This window comes from Paenibacillus sp. FSL H7-0690, from assembly GCF_037980415.1.
GTDB lineage: Bacteria > Bacillota > Bacilli > Paenibacillales > Paenibacillaceae > Paenibacillus_AQ > Paenibacillus_AQ odorifer.
The window spans coordinates 4,624,529-4,643,237 of sequence record NZ_CP150281.1 but is presented as its reverse complement, the minus strand read 5'-3'; the positions used below and the strand labels follow the sequence as shown (position 1 = coordinate 4,643,237).

The window sequence follows — 18,709 nt, the reverse complement described above, 5'->3', positions numbered from 1 at the left end:
TTATAGGTTACCGATCATCCCCATCCCAGCTACGGCGGGATGGTTTTTTTTTGCTCTGGAACTCTTTTTTTATATGTATTTAATATATTAATACCTAAAACTATTTAAATAACTTAACCATAGATGGATTGGTTTGAATCATATACAATAAAACTTATGACATCTAAAACGTTTCCAAAGAGGGATGAGACATGTATAAGCTAGTTCTTGCTGAAGATGAAGAAGACGTTAGGGAAGGCGTTATCGGGCAGATTGACTGGGAGCGTTACGGATTTGAGATTGTCGAGCAGGCGGAGAATGGACGGGAAGCTGCGGATGCCATAGACCGTTTGCTGCCGGATGTGGTAGTTACCGATATCCAAATGCCTTTTATGAATGGACTTCAGCTGGCTGAATGGATTCGTAGTCATCATCCTAACACTAAGATTATCATTTTGACTGGGTATGATGAATTTGAATATGCTCAGAAGGCGATAAAATTGCAAATTGATGAGTATATTTTGAAACCGTTCTCTTCACAGGAATTAATTGAAGTATTGCTTAAGGTTAGAGCCACTATCGAGGCTGAAATTGCAGAAAAAGAAAATGTATTTGTACTCAGTGAGCATTACCGGAAAAGTCTGCCTGTGTTAAGGGAGCAATTTTTATCGTCCCTTATTTCGCGTAGATTGCGTACGGATGAAATTGCTGAGAAAAGCACTGAATATGGTATAAAATTAACGGGACGGTGGTTTCAGGCTTCGGTAATTAGTGTGGATTATATTCGTCCTGAGCGGGAATCTGCTGGGGGTGCAACAGGCGGACAAATTTCTTTACGAGACACTGGTGAAAAGAATTTACAGCTATTCGCTGTGCTGAATATTGCTGAAGAAATATGCTCGAAGCATGGTTTTGGAAGGGTGTTTATTCATCGTGATGAGGTCGTATTGCTCACAATCCATGAAGAAGGGGAAGAAACTGATATCACTGGAAAGACTTTTGAGCTTCTTGAAGAAATCCGCCAGAACGTACAGCGTTTTCTGAAGCTGACGGTCACGGCAGGCTCCGGAACGGTCTGTTCATCGCCTGCTTTGTTATTTAATTCTTTTGGGGATGCCTTGCAGGCATTAGATTATCGGCTTATTCTCGGCAATAACCGGGTGATCTGGATTGAGGACGTTGAGTCACGTTCCAGCACACTGCTAACCTATGATGAACTAACCCAGCAATCCTTAATCCGGACGATTAAACTAGGTACGGTGCAAGAACTCAAAGAGGTTGTTGAGGATTTATTTGCCGGTCTTGACGCAGAGCAGGTGTCTACACAGGATTATCAGATTTTTTTGCTGGAGATTTTTACATCTATCCTGCGAGTGGCTAAAGAATCCGGCAGTGAGGCTGCAAAGTATATTGGTTCTGGTATTTCGTCGCTAACTGCCATCAATAAATTTAATAGTATGGCCGAAGCCAAGCAATGGATTATTGCAGTCTGTAGCGGTTTAATGGATACGATTGCATTAGAACGTCAATCTTCCTATAAGCTGCTTATTGATGAAGCTAAAGAATATATACGCAGCCACTATGTTGAATCTGATATTTCTATCGGCAAGGTTTGTCAGCATTTACATATAAGTACCGGCTATTTTAGCAGTATTTTTAAGAAGGAAATGAAAATGACGTTCGTTAGTTATCTTTTGCAAATTAGGTTAGAGGCAGCCAAGGAACTTTTGCGGTCCACGGAGCTGAAGGCTTTTGAAATCGCAGAAAAAATAGGTTTTGCCGATCCTAACTATTTCAGCTTTTGTTTCCGCAAAAAATATGGCCAATCTCCTAAAGAGTATAAAAACAGCTCCAGAGGAGGGTAAAGATGCTGAAGGATAAACCTTATTCCTTTCATCTAAGACCGCAGCATCCCAAAGGCGGAAAACGTCGGTTGTCCTCCAAGCTCCGAAGCATTCAAGTTACGATTACACTCACTTTTACATCTGTTGCCGTGCTGGTAGCTGTCGTTGTCAGCCTTATGCTGTACAACAAGTTTGCCAAGACCGCAGAAGAGAATGCCAATATGAATATGCAGCAGATCATTGAGCAAGTGAATTACAATCTGGGTCTTTATGTTAAGGGAATGCGCAATATTTTTGAGACAGCGGAGGAGCAGATTACGAATAGCCCTTCCGTGGATTCCGCTTTATTGACGGAAAGAATGGCTATGCTAATGGGGAGCAGAGAGGATCTGGTCTCGGCGGCTGTTTTTACACCACAGGGGAAATATGTCGTGGGTACACCCGGTCAGAAGCTGCGCAGCAACACACAGCTGGAGACTCAGAGCTGGTTTACGACGGCGCAAAGAACATCAGAGCTCTCCTATTCCGCACCTCATATTCAGAATTTGTTCAAAGGTCAATATATCTGGGTCGTGTCTATCAGCAAATTAATTCAATATAAGGAGAACGGAGTCTTAAAAACCGGCATCCTGCTGATGGATTTTAACTTTCGAACCATTGATGAGCTGAGCAAGCAGGTTAAGCTTGGCAAAAGAGGATACGCTTACATCCTCGATCAGCTAGGAAATATTGTGTACCATCCCCAGCAGCAGCTGATTTACGCTGGCTTAAAATATGAGAATGTGGAGCCAGTACTGGAATATGCTTTTCGTAGCTATTTGGATGAGTCTACGGGTGAAAAACGGTTTATCACCGTAAGAACACTGGAACAGACAGGCTGGAAGATCGTGGGCGTGGCTTATTATGATGAGATTGTAACCACCAAACGTGATCTAAACACTTTTTTATCCTGGTTTTTAGCGGTAGTCATTTTATGTGTAATTATTGTATCTGTCTTTTTGTCTGCACGTATTGCCCGCCCTATCCGCAAGCTGGAACGGACGCTTCAGCAGGTGGGCGAAGGGGATCTCAACACCCGAATAGATGTCAGTGGGGCGTATGAGGTGGAACAGCTGTCCAAACGGTTTAACCTTATGCTGCAACGTATCCGCCAACTGATGGATCAGATTATTTATGAACAGGAAACCAAACGTAAAGGTGAGCTTGAAGTACTGCAATCCCAGATCAATCCGCACTTTCTGTACAATACCCTGAATTCTGTGATCCGGCTCGCTGAACGCGGCAAGACTGAGGAGGTAGTCACGATGATTCAGTCCTTATCGAAGTTTTTCCGGATTAGTCTTAGTAAAGGGAATAATATGATTACCGTGCAGGAAGAGCTTGATCATGTTCGTCATTACCTTGTGATTCAGAGTTTTCGGTTCAAAAATAAGTTCCGCTACGAGATCGAGGCTCAGGATGAAGTGCTGCAGTGTCAGACGATTAAGCTAATTTTACAACCTATTGTGGAGAATGCCCTGTATCACGGGATTGAAATGATGCCTGATGAAGGTTTTATTTCGATCCAAGCGGAGCTGAAGGATGATCTTGTCATCATCCGCATTCGTGATAATGGACTGGGAATGTCCGAGGAGACTATGAAGGTTCTTTTGACTGGTAGCAGTAAGAGTATGCATGGCTCCGGGGTAGGCGTTAGAAATGTAAACGAGCGTATTGAGCTGTATTATGGGCGTGATTATGGTCTTTCTTTTGAAAGTGAAATTGAAGAAGGCACTACGGTTACTCTTATCTTCCCGGCACTCGCAGCAGGCGAGGGCAATCCTGGACATGAGGAGGATGAGACATCGGTATGAGAATCGTTCGTTTTTGGCTAACCCTGCTGGTATGTGTGGTGTTATGGACAACTATCACCTCTTGTTTTAATTCGGCACCTAATTATATCAACACGAACAAAACCCGCAATATTCATCTTATTGTAAAAATGAACAAAGGTGACTATTGGAATACAGTTAGATTGGGTGCAGAAGCCGCGGCACAGGAATTTAATGTGAAACTAACGTTCAAAGCTCCGAATGCTGAGAGTGATATTGCGGAACAGGTCAGAATGGTTGAGGACTCCATTAAAGAAAAAGCGGACGTTATTATTTTAGCTGCCAGTAGCTATATGGGACTTGCACAAGTGGTTGATCGGGCGGCATATTCCAAGATTCCCGTATTGTCTGTGGATGCAGAAGTCGGTTCGGCCAGAGTAAGAGCCTATGTGGGTTCAAACGGTTATGAAGCGGGACAAAAGTCTGCAGAAAGACTCATTCAGCTGCTAAATGGATACGGGGAGGTCGGCATCATTAACTTCACAAATTCATCTTTGGGGGCGGAGCAGGAGTCTTCAAACGGCATTGAATATGGTGCTAGGGACGCGGAGGAGCGGGAAAAGGGATTTTTAAATTACGCTGCCCGATATCCGAACATACAGGTAGTAGAGATTTCTTATACCACTTCGAGTATTAGTGATGCTGAAGAGCTGACACGGTTAATGCTGCTGAAACATCCAAATCTTCGCGGGATCGCCAGCTTGAATGAGACAGCTTCACAGGGGGCGGCAAAAGCTATCCAGAGCCGAGGGCTGCATAATATTAAAATGGTTGCGTTCGACAGCTCCCCGTCAATGATGGAGTTGCTGCAGGAGGGTACGGTTCAAGCGACCGTAATCCAAAATCCTTTTAGTAACGGGTATTTAGCCGTAAAACATGCCGTTGAGGTAATCGAAGGAATGGATGTTCCTGAACGTGTCGATACGGGCACTAAACTCATTGATTTGGACAATATGCTGTGGCCTGAGAATCAGAAATTGTTATTTCCCTTCGTCAGATAGTGGACGGTTTATTTTTGAAAAGACGAATGCCATCCTTAAAATGGGAGGTATTCGTTTTTTGGGTTCAGTAGAATTTTTATAAAAGTGAGTAGGATTTTATATTCGAAACCGTTTTCACCTAAGGCATAATATGGATGTGCCCGAGAGAATTCAGGGTTAAACCAAAAAAAAGAAGTATAAACAGGAGGTCAATGAATAATGAAAAAAATCACTTCCGTTCTTTTAGCAAGCGCAATACTGGGTGCCGCCCTGGCAGGCTGTGGCAATAGCAACAATAATGCAGACAGTGGTAAAGCTACCAACGCTCCAAAAACTGAAAATGCGGGCTCTTCCACTGAAACGCCAAAAGTAGGGGTAGCCATTTACAAATTTGACGATACCTTCATGACAGGTGTTCGTAACGCAATCGACACTGCTGCCAAAGGCATTGCTACTGTAGATATCGTAGATAGCCAAAATTCTCAACCCACACAAAATGACAAAGTTGACTTGTTCATCACCAAAAAATATAAAGGCATGCTGATCAATCCGGTTGACCGTACTGCGGCTGGCGTTATTATCGAAAAAGCAAAAGCGGCAAATATTCCGGTGGTTTTCCTGAACCGCGAGCCGCTGCCAGAAGATATGAAGAAATGGGATAAGGTTTATTATGTAGGCGCTAAAGCGGAAGAATCCGGAACTATGTCCGGTCAACTGATCGTGGACTACTGGAAGGCACATCCTGAAGCGGATAAAAACGGCGACGGTGTCCTTCAATACGTAATGCTAAAAGGCGAACCGGGGCACCAAGACGCTGAGCTTCGTACTACTTACTCCATCCAAGCAATTGAAGATGCCGGCATCAAGGTAGAAAAGCTGGCTGAAGATACTGCGATGTGGGACCGCGTAAAAGGGCAAGAAAAAATGGCAGCGTTCCTTGGCTCCCATGGCGACAAAATTGAAGCTGTGCTTGCGAACAACGACGATATGGCTCTCGGTGCAATCGAAGCACTGAAAGCTTCAGGTTACTTCACGGGTGATAAATTCATGCCTGTAGTAGGTGTAGATGCTACTGCTCCTGCGATTCAAGCGCTACAAGATGGAACGATGCTTGGTACCGTGCTGAATGATGCGAACAACCAAGGTAAAGCTGCGATCACAGTTGCTGCTCTGCTTGCTAAAGGAGAAACACCTACAAAAGATAACGTAGGCTTTGATATCACAGACAACCAATACGTGTGGATTTCCTATAAAAAGATCACCAAAGACAATATCGATGACGCCAAATAATAACGCTCTAATCTAGATGGAATTCATGATCATATGGCAGCAACGGGGAGCGGATATTCGCTCCTCGGATTTCTTTCAGGCAGGGAACAGGATGAACCGCTGTGCCTCTCATGAAAAAAGAAAAAAGCGTAGGGGGCGTAACAACATGGAAAAAGCTGAGTTTTTGCTAGAAATGAATGACATTACTAAAGAATTCCCCGGCGTCAAAGCGCTGGATGCAGTTAGTTTAAAGGTCAGACCAGGTTCGGTGCATGCCCTTATGGGCGAGAATGGTGCGGGTAAGTCCACTTTAATGAAATGTCTCTTTGGTATTTATTCACCGGATGCCGGTGAGATTTTTTTGGAGGGTGAGAAGACCTCTATCGGAAGCTCAAATGACGCTTTGAAAAATGGGATCTCCATGATTCACCAAGAGCTGCATCCCGTGCCGTTCCGAAGTGTGATGGAGAATATCTGGTTAGGACGTTTCCCAACCAAAGGGATTGGACCTTTCCAGTTTATTGACCATAAGAAAATGTACACTGACACGGAGAATTTGTTTAAAGATCTGGATATCGATCTGAATCCCGAGACATTAGTGGGTAAGCTGTCTGTATCCAAAATCCAATCCATTGAAATTGCGAAGGCTGTCTCTTTTCACTCCCGCGTTATTGTAATGGATGAACCTACTTCCTCCCTGACCAGTGTGGAGGTGGAGCATTTATTTCGAATCATACGGGACCTTAGGAGTAGAGGCGTAGCTATTATTTATATATCTCACAAAATGGAAGAGATTCTCGAAATTTCTGACGAGGTTACCATTATGCGGGATGGTAAAAAAATCGGAACCTGGCCAGCGGTGGAATTGACTACAGATCTTATTATTTCCAAAATGGTCGGCCGTGACTTGACCAATCGATTCCCAGAACGCTTTAACGTGCCTGGCGAAGTATATATGAAGGTGGAAGGATTAACCTCCCCTGAAGAAAGATCGTTTAAAGATGTTTCTTTTGAATTAAGACGAGGTGAGGTTTTAGGGATTGGTGGTCTGGTAGGCGCTCAGAGAACAGAGGTTATTGAGGCATTATTCGGCCTGAGGGCTATCAAATCGGGGACGATTTCTATCGATGGTAAGCGCATTCATATCCAATCTCCCAAGGATGCTAAGAAACACGGAATGGCTTTGCTTACGGAGGAACGGCGTGTCACTGGTATTTTTCCAGTCTTGTCTGTTCATGAAAATGGCGCAATCGCTAATCTGCATCGATACCAGAAACTACTACTTCTACTAGATGGAAAAAAGAAAAAAGAAGAAGTCGATAAAATGATTGAAAAATTACGGACCAAAACTCCAACAACCAAAACGCTGATCATGAATCTTTCTGGTGGTAATCAGCAAAAAGTGCTGCTCGCCAGATGGCTTCTAACCGAGCCCGAAATCCTGCTTCTGGACGAGCCGACTCGCGGTATCGACGTAGGGGCTAAATTCGAGATTTATTCGATTATTGCCGACTTGGCGCAGCAAGGGAAAAGCATCATTATGATCTCCTCAGAAATGCCGGAGCTGCTCGGAATGTCTGACCGTGTGATGGTCATGTCGGAGGGTAGGCTTACCGGAATACTAGAAGGCGAGCAAGCTACGGAAACCGAAGTTATGCGGCTCGCTGCACAGCATTAGGATAGGATTTCAATGATAGTTTTGCTGGGCGAAACTAGATTTGGTTTACGAAGAGAAGTACTCTTCGCGTAACTTTAAGGAGGAACACTACTAATGAACGCTAAAAGAGCCCAATCTTTTATTACTCAAAATGCTATTTATATTGTCTTGGTAATTCTAATTATGGGTATTGCCTTATATGAGCCGGCCTTTATCTCTGTAAATACTTTACGGGACATTCTAATTCAGTCGTCAACACGGATTATCATCGCGCTTGGTGTTGCCTTCATCCTTATCACAGCTGGGACGGACTTGTCTGCTGGACGTGTGGTTGGTTTTACAGCGGTAATCTCTGCTTCGATGCTGCAAATTCCGGATTATTCCCGGCGCTTTTTTCCTGATCTGCCGCAGGTGCAAGTGTGGCTTCCGATCCTTATAGCTATTATCGCTGGCCTTCTCTGCGGACTCGTCAATGGTATTGTCGTCTCCAAGCTGAACGTCCCGCCGTTTATCGCAACACTGGGTACGATGGTTATCGTCTACGGCTTGAATTCCTTGTACTTTGACATGGACCCCAACCAATCACAGCCGATTGGCGGTCTGCGTCCAGATTTCACTACAATCGGTTCTGGGTTTATCGGCAAGGGGCAATATTCAATCCCGTATATCGTGCTGATAGCCTTGGGTGTCGCCGCCATCGTATGGGTGGTGTTCAATAAAACTAAGCTGGGCAAGAACATGTACGCTATCGGCGGTAACATGCAGGCAGCTAAAGTATCTGGCATCGATGTTTCCAAGAACTTGATCTACATCTATGCGATTGCTGGAGCCCTTTATGGTTTGGCGGGTGTGCTGGAGGCTGCCAGAACAGGTGGCGCAACCAATAACTATGGTAACATGTATGAGCTCGATGCGATTGCTGCTTGCGTCGTGGGCGGGGTGTCCACAACCGGTGGTATCGGAACAGTGCCAGGTGTTCTGGTCGGTGTTATTATCTTTACCTTAATCAACTACGGCCTGACCTTTATCGGCATCAGCCCTTACTATCAGTTGATTATCAAAGGTCTGATCATCATCGCCGCGGTCGCGTTTGATATGCGGAAGTATTCTTCGAAGAAGTAGTTGTGTGGGGAATGTATGGTGATTATAGCGTTTGCTATTTATGGCAAACGCTTTTTGGTTTGTCCATTTTCGCTTGCGGATATAAGCAACTCGTAAGAATCAGTTCATAAGTACCAATTCATAAGTACTGAACGTCGCCCCCTTGCTCCTCGCATAGGAAAACTACGCACGAGCACGAAAACTACCCACTAAAATGCCACCACGACCAAATAGTGTCACCACCACTAACACACAGATCATCAATGGCTACTACCAACATGAAACAAACATACCACTAAAACTACCCGCCAAAATGCCACCACGACTAAACAGCGCCAGCAACACTAACATCAACATTACTTACCACCACCAACTTCAATCAACATTGCCACCCCTGCTCCATCAAATCTAATATTCCACCAATAGGACTTACTCCACCCAATAGTTGCACCATAACCGCCACGGTACTACTACAGCATCATTACCATCACCAATTAATATCATCAATACAAACACGGCTATTAAACTCCACTCAACATCATCAGGATCAACACCGCTATCACCGCCACAAATCAATATCAGCAGCAATAACACTACCATCGCCATCAGGAGCACCACGAAAACACATCATATTCATCATAGCTCACCAACAATATCAACAAACTAATATTAGTAACAGAACAGAAGCACCATGAGTGAAAGAACGGTATAAATCCCGTAGAATTGGCTGAAACGAGCTACGTGGGGCGAAAGAACGGTATAAATCCCGTAGAACTAGCCGACCTGAGCTATGTGAGGTGAAAGAACGGTATAAATCCCGTAGAATTGGCTGAAACGAGCTACGTGGGGCGAAAGAACGGTATAAATCCCGCAGAATTAGTTGAAATGAGCCACGTGGGCCGAATGAACGGTATAAATCCCGTAGAATTGGCTGAAACGAGCTACGTGGGGCGAAAGAACGGTATAAATCCCGTAGAATTGGCTGAAACGAGCTATGTGTGGCGAAAGAACAGTATAAATCCCGTAGAACTAGCGACCTGAGCTATGTGAGGAGAAAGAACGGTATAAATCCCGCAGAATTAGCTGAAATGAGCTAACGTGAAAGAATGAGAGGCAAAAATGCCTTAGAATACGCCGAACCGAGCGACGGAGGAGGAAAGAGAGGCATTAATGCCCTAAAGTACGCCGAAACGAGCTACAGTGGAGGAAAGAGAGTCATTAATGCCCTAGAATACGCCGAAACGAGCTACGGAGGAGGAAAGAGAGGCATTAATGCTCTAAAGTACGCCAAAACGAGCTACAGTGGAGGAAAGAGAGGCAAAAATGCCCTAGAATTCGCCGAAACGAGCAACTATGGAGGAAACACGGTATTTTTATCCTAGAATGCTCCTCTCCCCCTAACCCCAAAGATCAAAAAGCACATAAACCAATGTTCTCCCATATTCTATAGGCAAATGCCTTTGTTAAAGGGGAGCGACTGGATGTTAAGGATTAGGTTGAATGAGCTGGGGAAAGGGAATGACAATGGTCTGATACAGGCGGATGTATGGAAATGGGATGGCATTGGCTGGAACGAATATATTACTCAGCAGGATGAGGATTTCATACGCACGGAAGAGGAGTTGTTCGTCACGATTCCGGCAGAAGCGGGATTATATCGTGTAGATTACTCTAATAAACCTTTTGAGGCGCCATACTTATTGCCGGAGTGGGTGGGGGACGATCTGCGGACCACGGGTCTGCATCCGGCGCCGTTTAATCTCAAAGAGGGCACACTTTGGGGATATATTAATGACGAGGGCCGTGTTCAGATTGAACCCCGGTACGAATATGCTGAGGATTTTCAAAAGAACGGTCTTGCCGTAGTTCAGCGAAAAAATAACAGCGGGCTGATTGACAGCACTGGAAGAGAACGAGTGAAGCCGATCTATTCTTTTATTGCGCCTTTTTCGGAAGAGCGCGCGGTCGTGTCGGATGCCAAGGGCTACACTTTTATTGATGAAAAAGGCAAAGAAGTGACGTCCGCCCGGTATGATTATTTGAACTCATTACATGAGGGGCGAGCACTATTTTCAAAACAAAATACGACCGGCGGCCAATCGCTATATGGATATGTGGACGCGCAAGGCAAAGAGGTGCTGCCCGCGATTTATGTAGATGCCAATGATTTTATGAACGGCGTGGCTTTGGTTAAAATCAAAGAAGGAGAGTATGCGCTCATCGATCCGGATGGGAACATTCTGCATACGTATAACCATCCTTTCGTTGGAAGTCCGGGAGAAGGTTTGCTAGCCTATCAAGCGACTGAAAACGGTAAATATGGCTATTTAAATACGGATGGTTCTGTAGCTATTCAGCCGCAATTCACCTCTGCTTTACCTTTTTCAGAGGGACGTGCGGTGGTGAATACCGCTGAAAATTATGGCAACGCCTACGGGCTGATTGATAAACAAGGAAAAATGATCATCCCGGCAAAATATTATGAAGTATTGCAGCTAGGTGAAGGCAGAGTAGCCATAGGAACGCCTGTATTCCCCAGCCAGCCTTATCGCGGATCACGTTACGTAATTGCAGATGCGAAAACGGGAGCGGTCCTGAGCAATCACACCCTGCTTGGCGTGAACAATTACCAGGAGGGATTGGCGTCTGTATTTGATGCTAAAGATACCTATTTTATCGATAGAAGTGGAAAAAAGGCAGCCCAGCCCCCAGTTATTCCAGGGGCAGGAACACTCACCCTTAGCGGACGTTTGATAAGAGCAGATGTAGATCAACGCACATCTTATTATGATCGGCAGGGAAAACAGGTTTGGCGCCAAAATGGAGTCATTCCGCTGAGACCTCCCTATTCCGTAGTGGAGAAGAAATACAAACCGAACAGGGATTATCTGGTGTATTATCCGGTCGTTGAGGGGATTGCAAGTGCGGAAGTTTCGCGAGAGGTTAACGATAAGCTGCGCAAGCTATCCCTTGCTGAAGACGTTGGGAGTGGAGGGGTTTCCCAGGACTTTAGTTATAATGGTGATTTTTCAGTCTCTTTCTTCCGTAAAAACCTGCTGGTGCTGGAGCTGACCGGGTATCGTTTTCCTTTTGGAGCAGCACATGGAATGCCTACCAAAATCTATCCGCATATTAATTTGCGCAGCGGCAGGTTCTATAAGCTGGGGGACTTGTTCAAGCCAGGCAGCAGATATGTGGAGAAGCTCAGTAAAATTGTGGGCAAACAGATCGAGAACGATCCACAATATTCATATGTTTTTCCGGATACGTATAAAGGAATTACCTCGGATCAGCCCTTCTTTGTAGATAATGAAGCGTTGTATCTATATTTCGCACCTTATGAGATCGCTCCGTATTCTGCAGGTTTTCCAACCTTCCGGATTCCTTATGCGGAAATCATGGGATTGATCTCTACGGAGGGCGAGTTCTGGCAATCGTTCCATTAATCGTCAGGTATCCATAGGTTTGCTGAAGTTGCCGTCCTTTCGGGGAGGGCGACTTTTTTTGCTTTTTCTCGCTTTTTTTCGCGAATAACAGGTAAAATGGTATTTTTAGGCAGGAAAACAGCGGAAGAAAGCGAATGTATCTAGGAATCGGAAATCTTACAGTCAAGACTATTATATGTAAAAAATTAGAAGCGCACATTTGAGAGATTTATGCTACAATGACTGAGGAACAAATTACAACTTTGTAACATTTGTAGATGGTCACTCTAGGCAGAAGCATATATTACACGCAAGAAAAAAGGAGATGGCAGATTGAAGAACAAGACATTAAAAGCAATCATCGGTGGTAGCGTGGCAGCTGTTATGGCACTTAGTATTTCTCTTCCATTGGAAGCAAATGCGGCATCGAATGAATCGACAGTAACAATAAAAGGCACAAGTTATGAGCAAATATTACAATATTTTAAACAAGCTAATCTTGAGGGATTCCCTTTTTCGAATAGCACAATCGTGGTGACTAAGCCGCAAACTGGAACAGTACCAAACAAAGACAACACGACCACAACTACAACTACAAAACCGGTTACAAAGCCAGCAGACACAACTACTGTAACTAAGCCAACAGATAATACAACTACAACAGGTGCTGTGAGTAATAAAGGAACCTATGTTCAGCAAATCGTAACGCTGGTAAACAAAGAACGTGCAGCAGCTGGTTTGTCACCTGTAGCTGGATTGGACAGCCTGCACAAAGTTGCCGCTACAAAAGCTACAGATATGCGTTCGAATAACTATTTCTCACATACTTCACCTACGTATGGTTCACCTTTTGATATGATGAAATCCTTTGGCATCACTTATAAAGCCGCAGGTGAGAATATCGCAATGGGACAAAAAACACCAGAGGAAGTAATGAAGGCATGGATGAATAGTCCAGGTCACCGCGCTAATATTTTGAATGCTAACTTCAATTATATCGGTGTAGGCTATGATAATAATTACTGGGTTCAAGAGTTTATTGGTAAATAATACGAGTAGATGCTTCAGGAAGAAATCGTTCTCCGATGTAAGTCGGGGAGCGGTTTTTTTTGTGTGGTGAAGATTAAAAATGCAACAAAAAAAGAAGCAAGGAACTTGTCCTTACTTCTTCTGTCTAGCTCTATGGGTTATGCAGGGGTCGAACCTGCGACCTGCCGATTAAGAGTCGGCTGCTCTACCAGCTAAGCTAATAACCCGTAATGTCTAAAGAGTCAACGGTAAATATTATATAATGGCATTAATTAAAAAGCCAGTATTTTTTTATTTTCAAAAAAGTCCACACTCGTTCTTCGGCAAAAACACTGTAGCAGCGGGATTTTTTTCTTTGCTAGACATTTGCAAAACTTGTATGGAAGAATTATGTTTATGTAACATAGTTAAGATCTTTGTAAATTGTGGAACAATACATAATAGAACGGCATACGGAGGGATAGCTTTGAAGGATTCGAAATGGACATGGCGCAGCGTCAGCTTGATTTCCATAGTAACAACTATAGTTTTGATGGTTGGTTTAGTTTATGCGGTTAAAGATATTATCTATCCGGTCGGAGAGGTTACCGAGAGCAGCTTGCCTCAGCAAACAGCCGCACCGGTGACGGAGACTGTCAAGCTCCTCAAAATTGTTGCGCTCGGGGATTCGCTTACCAAGGGGACCGGTGATAACACCGGAGAAGGGTTTGTTAAGCGTACGGTTACTGGTTTATCTGCAAAAGGTGTCACAGTAGACTTTTTAGGCAATATGGGGATTAACGGGTTGACTACTGCGGGGCTGTTAAGCAAACTGAACGAAGATGGTGTGGAGTATGCCTTGCGCATGTCGAATGTTGTTTTGTTATCCGTCGGAGGAAATGATCTGTTTAAGGATTCGGATATTCTTGAGAATAATGGGGCGCAACAGGGCAACACAACTTCATCAACCTCTGGGCAGGAGCTGACTCCAGAGTCTTTATTAGCCGCTCTGCCAGAAGCAGCAGCTAGACTGGAGAAGATTCTCGATAAAATCTCACAGATCAATCCGAATGCGCAAGTTTACTATATGGGGCTGTATAATCCCTTTGGCGATATTCCAGAATTACTGGCACCAGGCAATCAAGCGGTAACGAAGTGGAATCATACGGCAATGGATATTATTAATGAGCATAGCAACATGACCTTGGTTCCTACGTTTGACTTGTTTAACAGACATTTGGACAAGTATCTATCCACCGATCATTTTCATCCTAATGGTGATGGCTATCAGCGAATCGGAGAACGGTTCATACAGGCTGTGCAGTAGTATATAGGTGAGTGTTAAATTTTGCAGTAAGATCATGTAGGTAAATGCCCTTTGAGCAAGTACAAACCGAGAAAATGACAGTCACAAGGAGCTAAATTAAATATGACAAAAGCGAATAGTGAAGACTCCGGCACAGTCGTCTTGTCTGTGGACGGGGTACGTAAAAAAATAGGACGAAAATGGATTATAGATGATGTCACTTTCGATGTGAGAAAAGGGGAGATTTTCGGCTTTCTCGGGCCTAATGGGGCTGGGAAGACGACCACGATCCGCATGCTTGTGGATTTGATTCGACCTACTGAGGGCAAGATTACAGTATGTGGGTACAATGTGAACCGAAATCCGGAAAAAGCATTGCAATATGTAGGCTCTATCGTTGAGAATCCTGAGGTATATACCTATTTGACCGGGTGGGAGAATTTGCAGCATTTTGCCCGGATGCAGCCTGGCGTAGACAATGAACGTATTAGCGAAGTGGTAGATATTGTTCGATTAGATCAGCGGATACATGATAAGGTAAGTACATACTCGCTTGGGATGAGACAACGATTAGGCATTGCGCAGGCGCTGTTGGGACGTCCACGGCTGCTTATTTTGGACGAGCCGACGAATGGACTTGACCCTAAAGGCATTAAAGAGCTGCGAGAATTCATTCGCAAGCTGGCGGATGAAGGGCTGGCGGTGTTCGTATCGAGCCATCTGCTTAGTGAAATTCAGCTTCTTTGCGACCGTGTAGCGATTATTAGTAAAGGGCGTGTATTGGCAGTAGGTGCGGTAGATGAGCTGATCGCTCGTAATTCGCCGTATGTACTTTGGGAGCTGGAGCCTTTTGCTGAGGCCCGGGAAATGCTGGCTGATCGTTCAGATATTCAAATTCAGAAACTGGAAGACGTCACATTAGATGACTCAATTATTGCCGGGATGGGCCCCAATTCTTTAATAACGATCATGGATCAGGATCTGATCCCCGAGATTGTGGCCGTAATGGTTACTGCTGAAATTGAGGTGAGAGCTGTGCATAAAATTAATCCGACACTGGAACAGCTATTCTTGAAACTAACGGAGGGTGAGAATGTTGAGTAACTTGCTTCCGCTAATCCGTAATGAGTGCTTGAAGATTATAAAAAAGAAACGGTTTTATGTTATACTGCTGATTCTGATTGTACTGGTGCCTATGTTCACCTATGCACAGATGCGTTCAGCCGAACGGAGTCGGGAGAAATTTAATTCCGATTGGCGGCTTGAGATCCAGCAGCAGATTATCGATAATCAAAATTCACTGGGCAGTGACCGGATTCCAGAGGAATGGAAGACTTATCGGCGAATATTTGTACAACAGCTTCAGTATTATCTTCACCATGACGTTAATCCGAATGAACCTAGCGGGGTTACCTTTACCCGAGAATTTATGGATAATTCGGTTACATTATTTATTCCATTGCTCATTATGGCGGTGGCCTCAGATTTGGTCTCGGCCGAAAGGACAACCGGAACTATCAAAATGCTGTTGACTAGGCCGGTCAAGCGTTGGAAGGTGCTTTTTAGCAAAATGACAGCACTGCTAATGTTTGTCTCGCTTATCGTACTTTCCACATTTGCAATCAGTTACTTTATCTCTGGTCTCGCCTTTGGTTTTAAAGGTTTTAATATTCCTGTTTTTACAGGCTTTAAAATCAGTGGTGATTCGCTAGATATGTCTACTGTACATGCAGTGCCCCAGTGGAAATATATGCTTATGCAAGGTGGTTTGATTTGGTTCGTCAGCGTAGTGGTTGCACTGCTCGCGTTCATGATCTCGGTGCTTGTTCGCAGTACTGCGGCGAGTATAGTAGTTATGATGGCAGCGCTGATTGCAGGTAGTATACTGACCAATATGGCCTCTGCCTGGACAACAGCAAAATATTTATTTATGGTAAATCTTGGACTGACCAGCTATTTGTCTGGTACTCCCGCCCCCATTGAAGGGATGTCCTTGTCATTTTCCATGGCTGTGCTGGCTGTATGGGGGGCCGCTTCGGTGATCATTTCATTCGCCGTCTTTACGAAAAGGGATATTTTGAATTAGAATGAACAAAGTGACCAAAACGTTTGTTTGCATTTCTTAGAAATATAGGAGAGTATAATTTCACGTTATATTCTATCCTTAGGTTTTTGGCAGTAACGGATACCGTTCTTAACAAAAAGGACGGCCAAGCCGTTTCTTCTTAGTATAGAGAAAAGAAGGAGGAGCATGAATGCTCGAACAGATCGATATGTTTGCTGAAGTTTCTAATAACGGCGAGAATGGCCGTACTGGATACGATGCTGACGACATTCAAGTGCTCGAAGGTCTGGTTGCAGTACGCAAACGACCTGGCATGTATATCGGCAGTACGAGTTCTTCAGGACTACATCATTTAGTATGGGAAATCGTAGATAATGCCGTAGATGAGCATTTAGCCAAGTATTGTACAAAGATTGACATACTGCTTCGCAAGGATGGCTCGGTAACCGTTAGCGATAATGGACGGGGGATCCCAACTGGAATGCATAAGACAGGGGTACCTACCCCGCAAGTTGTATTTACAATTTTGCATGCGGGCGGTAAGTTCGGTGGATCGGGTTATAAAAAATCAGGCGGTTTGCATGGCGTAGGGGCTTCTGTCACAAACGCTTTGTCTGAATGGCTCGAAGTAGAGATTTATCGTGAGGGCAAAATCCATCGGCAGCGGTTTGAGTACTGGGTGGACAAGAAGGGCAAGGAGCATGTTGGCGAACCTGTAACTGGTCTTGAAGTTCTGGGTAACACCAATAAAACGGGTTCGAAAATTACTTTCAAGCCAGATATTCGTGTCTTCCCAAATGGAATTGCTCTGAATTATGACACGCTGGCAGAGCGGGTTCAGGAGATTGCTTTTCTGAATTCCGGTCTGCGTATTACACTGCAAGATGAGCGGAGCAACCGTCAGGATGAGTTCTTTTATGAAGGTGGAGCCAGTCAATTTGTGCAGTTCCTCAACGAAGGTAAGGATGTTCTCCATGATGTTATTCATTTCAGTGCAGAAAAGGATGATATCGAGGTAGAAGTAGCTCTGCAATACAACGGAGGCTACACAGAAACCTTGGCTTCCTTCGTAAACTCCATTCCAACTCGCAGCGGAGGCACACATGAGACCGGCTTTAAAACTGCGTACACTCGTGTATTAAATGAATATGCCCGCCGCACGCAATTGCTTAAAGAAAAAGATAAAAACCTGGAAGGTAATGATCTGCGGGAAGGCATGATGGCTGTCATCAGTGTAAAAATGTCCGAGGTTGAATTTGTTGGACAGACGAAGGATCAGCTTGGCAGTGCTTCCGCCCGTAGTGCAGTAGATTATATCGTTTCTGAAAATATGGCGCGTTTCTTGGAAGAAAATCCACAAGTTGCGCAGAGCCTGCTGAAGAAATCGATTCAAGCGTCGAAAGCGCGGGAAGCGGCACGTAAAGCCCGCGATGAGATCCGCACAGGCAAGAAACGCAGCGAAAGCTCGAATCTTGGCGGTAAGCTGTCTCCTGCACAATCAAAGGACGTTACACGTACGGAGCTGTTTATCGTGGAAGGTGATTCCGCCGGTGGTTCAGCTAAGCAAGGCCGTGACTCTAAGATTCAAGCGATATTGCCGCTAAAAGGTAAACCGATGAATCCGGAGAAAGCTAAGCTGCTGGACATCCTGAAGAACGACGAGTATAAAGCAATTATTTCTACAATAGGTGCTGGAATTGGTCCGGATTTCACCGTCGAAGACAGCAATTATTCTAAAATTATCATTATGACCGATGCCGATACCGATGGAGCGCATATTCAGGTGCTGCTGCTGACATTTTTCTATCGTTATATGAAGCCTTTATTAGATGCAGGCAAGGTCTTTATCGCTCAGCCTCCACTTTATAAGTTGACCCGCAAAACGGGTAAGCTGGAGACCGTAAGGTATGCATGGAGTGATGAAGAGCTGCAAAATTACTTAAAGGAATTCGGCAAAAACTTCGAGCTTCAGCGTTATAAAGGATTGGGCGAGATGAACCCCGATCAGCTGTGGGAGACCACGATGAATCCAGAGTCGCGTACGCTGCTTCAGGTACAGATTGAGGATGCTGCTAAGGCGGAGCGCCGTGTTTCAACACTTATGGGTGACAAAGTCGATCCACGTAAACGCTGGATTGTTGAAAATGTCGATTTCACCGAAATTGTAGAGTAATGTCAGTGCTGCAAGTGACGATAATCCCGAT

Annotated in this window: 14 protein-coding genes and 1 tRNA gene; 13 read left to right on the top strand and 2 right to left on the bottom strand. The window is 44.5% G+C overall.

Annotated features, from left to right (window positions below; all coding sequences use genetic code 11):
* The first annotated feature begins 191 nt into the window (after positions 1-191).
* From MHI32_RS20465 to mglC, 6 genes are all read left to right on the top strand, one after another.
* Positions 192-1,844 carry a response regulator gene (locus MHI32_RS20465; protein ID WP_076183962.1) on the top strand — a complete coding sequence of 551 codons (1,653 nt, stop codon included), beginning with the start codon at positions 192-194 and terminating at the stop codon, positions 1,842-1,844.
* Between the two features lie 2 nt (positions 1,845-1,846).
* Positions 1,847-3,676 carry a sensor histidine kinase gene (locus MHI32_RS20460; protein WP_081393952.1) on the top strand — a complete coding sequence of 610 codons (1,830 nt, stop codon included), beginning with the start codon at positions 1,847-1,849 and terminating at the stop codon, positions 3,674-3,676.
* Complete coding sequence (locus tag MHI32_RS20455; RefSeq protein WP_036685687.1) at positions 3,673-4,695, top strand: substrate-binding domain-containing protein; 1,023 nt, start codon at positions 3,673-3,675, stop codon at positions 4,693-4,695. The genes MHI32_RS20460 and MHI32_RS20455 overlap by 4 nt, the downstream gene beginning before the upstream one ends.
* A 198-nt stretch (positions 4,696-4,893) precedes the next feature.
* Positions 4,894-5,964 (top strand): galactose ABC transporter substrate-binding protein, encoded by a 1,071-nt coding sequence (locus MHI32_RS20450; RefSeq protein WP_094903385.1) that lies wholly within the window; start codon positions 4,894-4,896, stop codon positions 5,962-5,964.
* Between the two features lie 145 nt (positions 5,965-6,109).
* Positions 6,110-7,621: a sugar ABC transporter ATP-binding protein gene (locus MHI32_RS20445; RefSeq protein ID WP_076302735.1), complete on the top strand. Its 1,512-nt coding sequence runs from the start codon at positions 6,110-6,112 to the stop codon at positions 7,619-7,621.
* A 93-nt stretch (positions 7,622-7,714) separates the two neighbouring features.
* Positions 7,715-8,722 (top strand): galactose/methyl galactoside ABC transporter permease MglC, encoded by a 1,008-nt coding sequence (gene mglC, locus MHI32_RS20440; protein ID WP_076127586.1) that lies wholly within the window; start codon positions 7,715-7,717, stop codon positions 8,720-8,722.
* A gap of 408 nt (positions 8,723-9,130) precedes the next feature.
* Here mglC and MHI32_RS20435 read toward each other — a convergent pair whose 3' ends face one another.
* Complete coding sequence (locus tag MHI32_RS20435; protein ID WP_340010700.1) at positions 9,131-9,307, bottom strand: hypothetical protein; 177 nt, start codon at positions 9,305-9,307, stop codon at positions 9,131-9,133.
* 500 nt (positions 9,308-9,807) lie between these two features.
* Between MHI32_RS20435 and MHI32_RS20430 the strand changes: the two genes are divergently transcribed.
* From MHI32_RS20430 to MHI32_RS20420, 3 genes are all read left to right on the top strand, one after another.
* Positions 9,808-10,083 (top strand): hypothetical protein, encoded by a 276-nt coding sequence (locus tag MHI32_RS20430; RefSeq protein WP_340010698.1) that lies wholly within the window; start codon positions 9,808-9,810, stop codon positions 10,081-10,083.
* 99 nt (positions 10,084-10,182) lie between these two features.
* Positions 10,183-12,147, top strand: a complete 1,965-nt coding sequence (locus MHI32_RS20425; protein WP_340010697.1) for a WG repeat-containing protein — start codon at positions 10,183-10,185, stop codon at positions 12,145-12,147.
* A 312-nt stretch (positions 12,148-12,459) separates the two neighbouring features.
* Entirely contained in the window at positions 12,460-13,176 is a 717-nt protein-coding gene (locus MHI32_RS20420) for a CAP domain-containing protein (protein ID WP_036685704.1), read from the top strand.
* A 133-nt stretch (positions 13,177-13,309) separates the two neighbouring features.
* Here the strand turns inward: MHI32_RS20420 and MHI32_RS20415 are convergent.
* Positions 13,310-13,382: transfer RNA gene (locus tag MHI32_RS20415), tRNA-Lys, on the bottom strand.
* 239 nt (positions 13,383-13,621) lie between these two features.
* Between MHI32_RS20415 and MHI32_RS20410 the strand changes: the two genes are divergently transcribed.
* From MHI32_RS20410 to parE, 4 genes are all read left to right on the top strand, one after another.
* Positions 13,622-14,461 (top strand): GDSL-type esterase/lipase family protein, encoded by an 840-nt coding sequence (locus tag MHI32_RS20410; RefSeq protein WP_076281445.1) that lies wholly within the window; start codon positions 13,622-13,624, stop codon positions 14,459-14,461.
* Positions 14,462-14,563: 102 nt separating this feature from the next.
* A complete protein-coding gene (locus tag MHI32_RS20405) occupies positions 14,564-15,544 on the top strand; it encodes an ABC transporter ATP-binding protein (RefSeq protein ID WP_036685707.1) in 981 nt (326 codons plus the stop codon).
* On the top strand, positions 15,537-16,526 hold the full coding sequence (locus MHI32_RS20400; RefSeq protein WP_036685819.1) for an ABC transporter permease: 990 nt from the start codon (positions 15,537-15,539) through the stop codon (positions 16,524-16,526). The genes MHI32_RS20405 and MHI32_RS20400 overlap by 8 nt, the downstream gene beginning before the upstream one ends.
* A gap of 169 nt (positions 16,527-16,695) precedes the next feature.
* The gene (parE, locus tag MHI32_RS20395) at positions 16,696-18,678 is read left to right on the top strand and encodes a DNA topoisomerase IV subunit B (RefSeq protein WP_076127597.1); all 1,983 of its coding nucleotides are present in this window, start codon (positions 16,696-16,698) and stop codon (positions 18,676-18,678) included.
* The last annotated feature ends 31 nt before the right edge of the window (positions 18,679-18,709 follow it).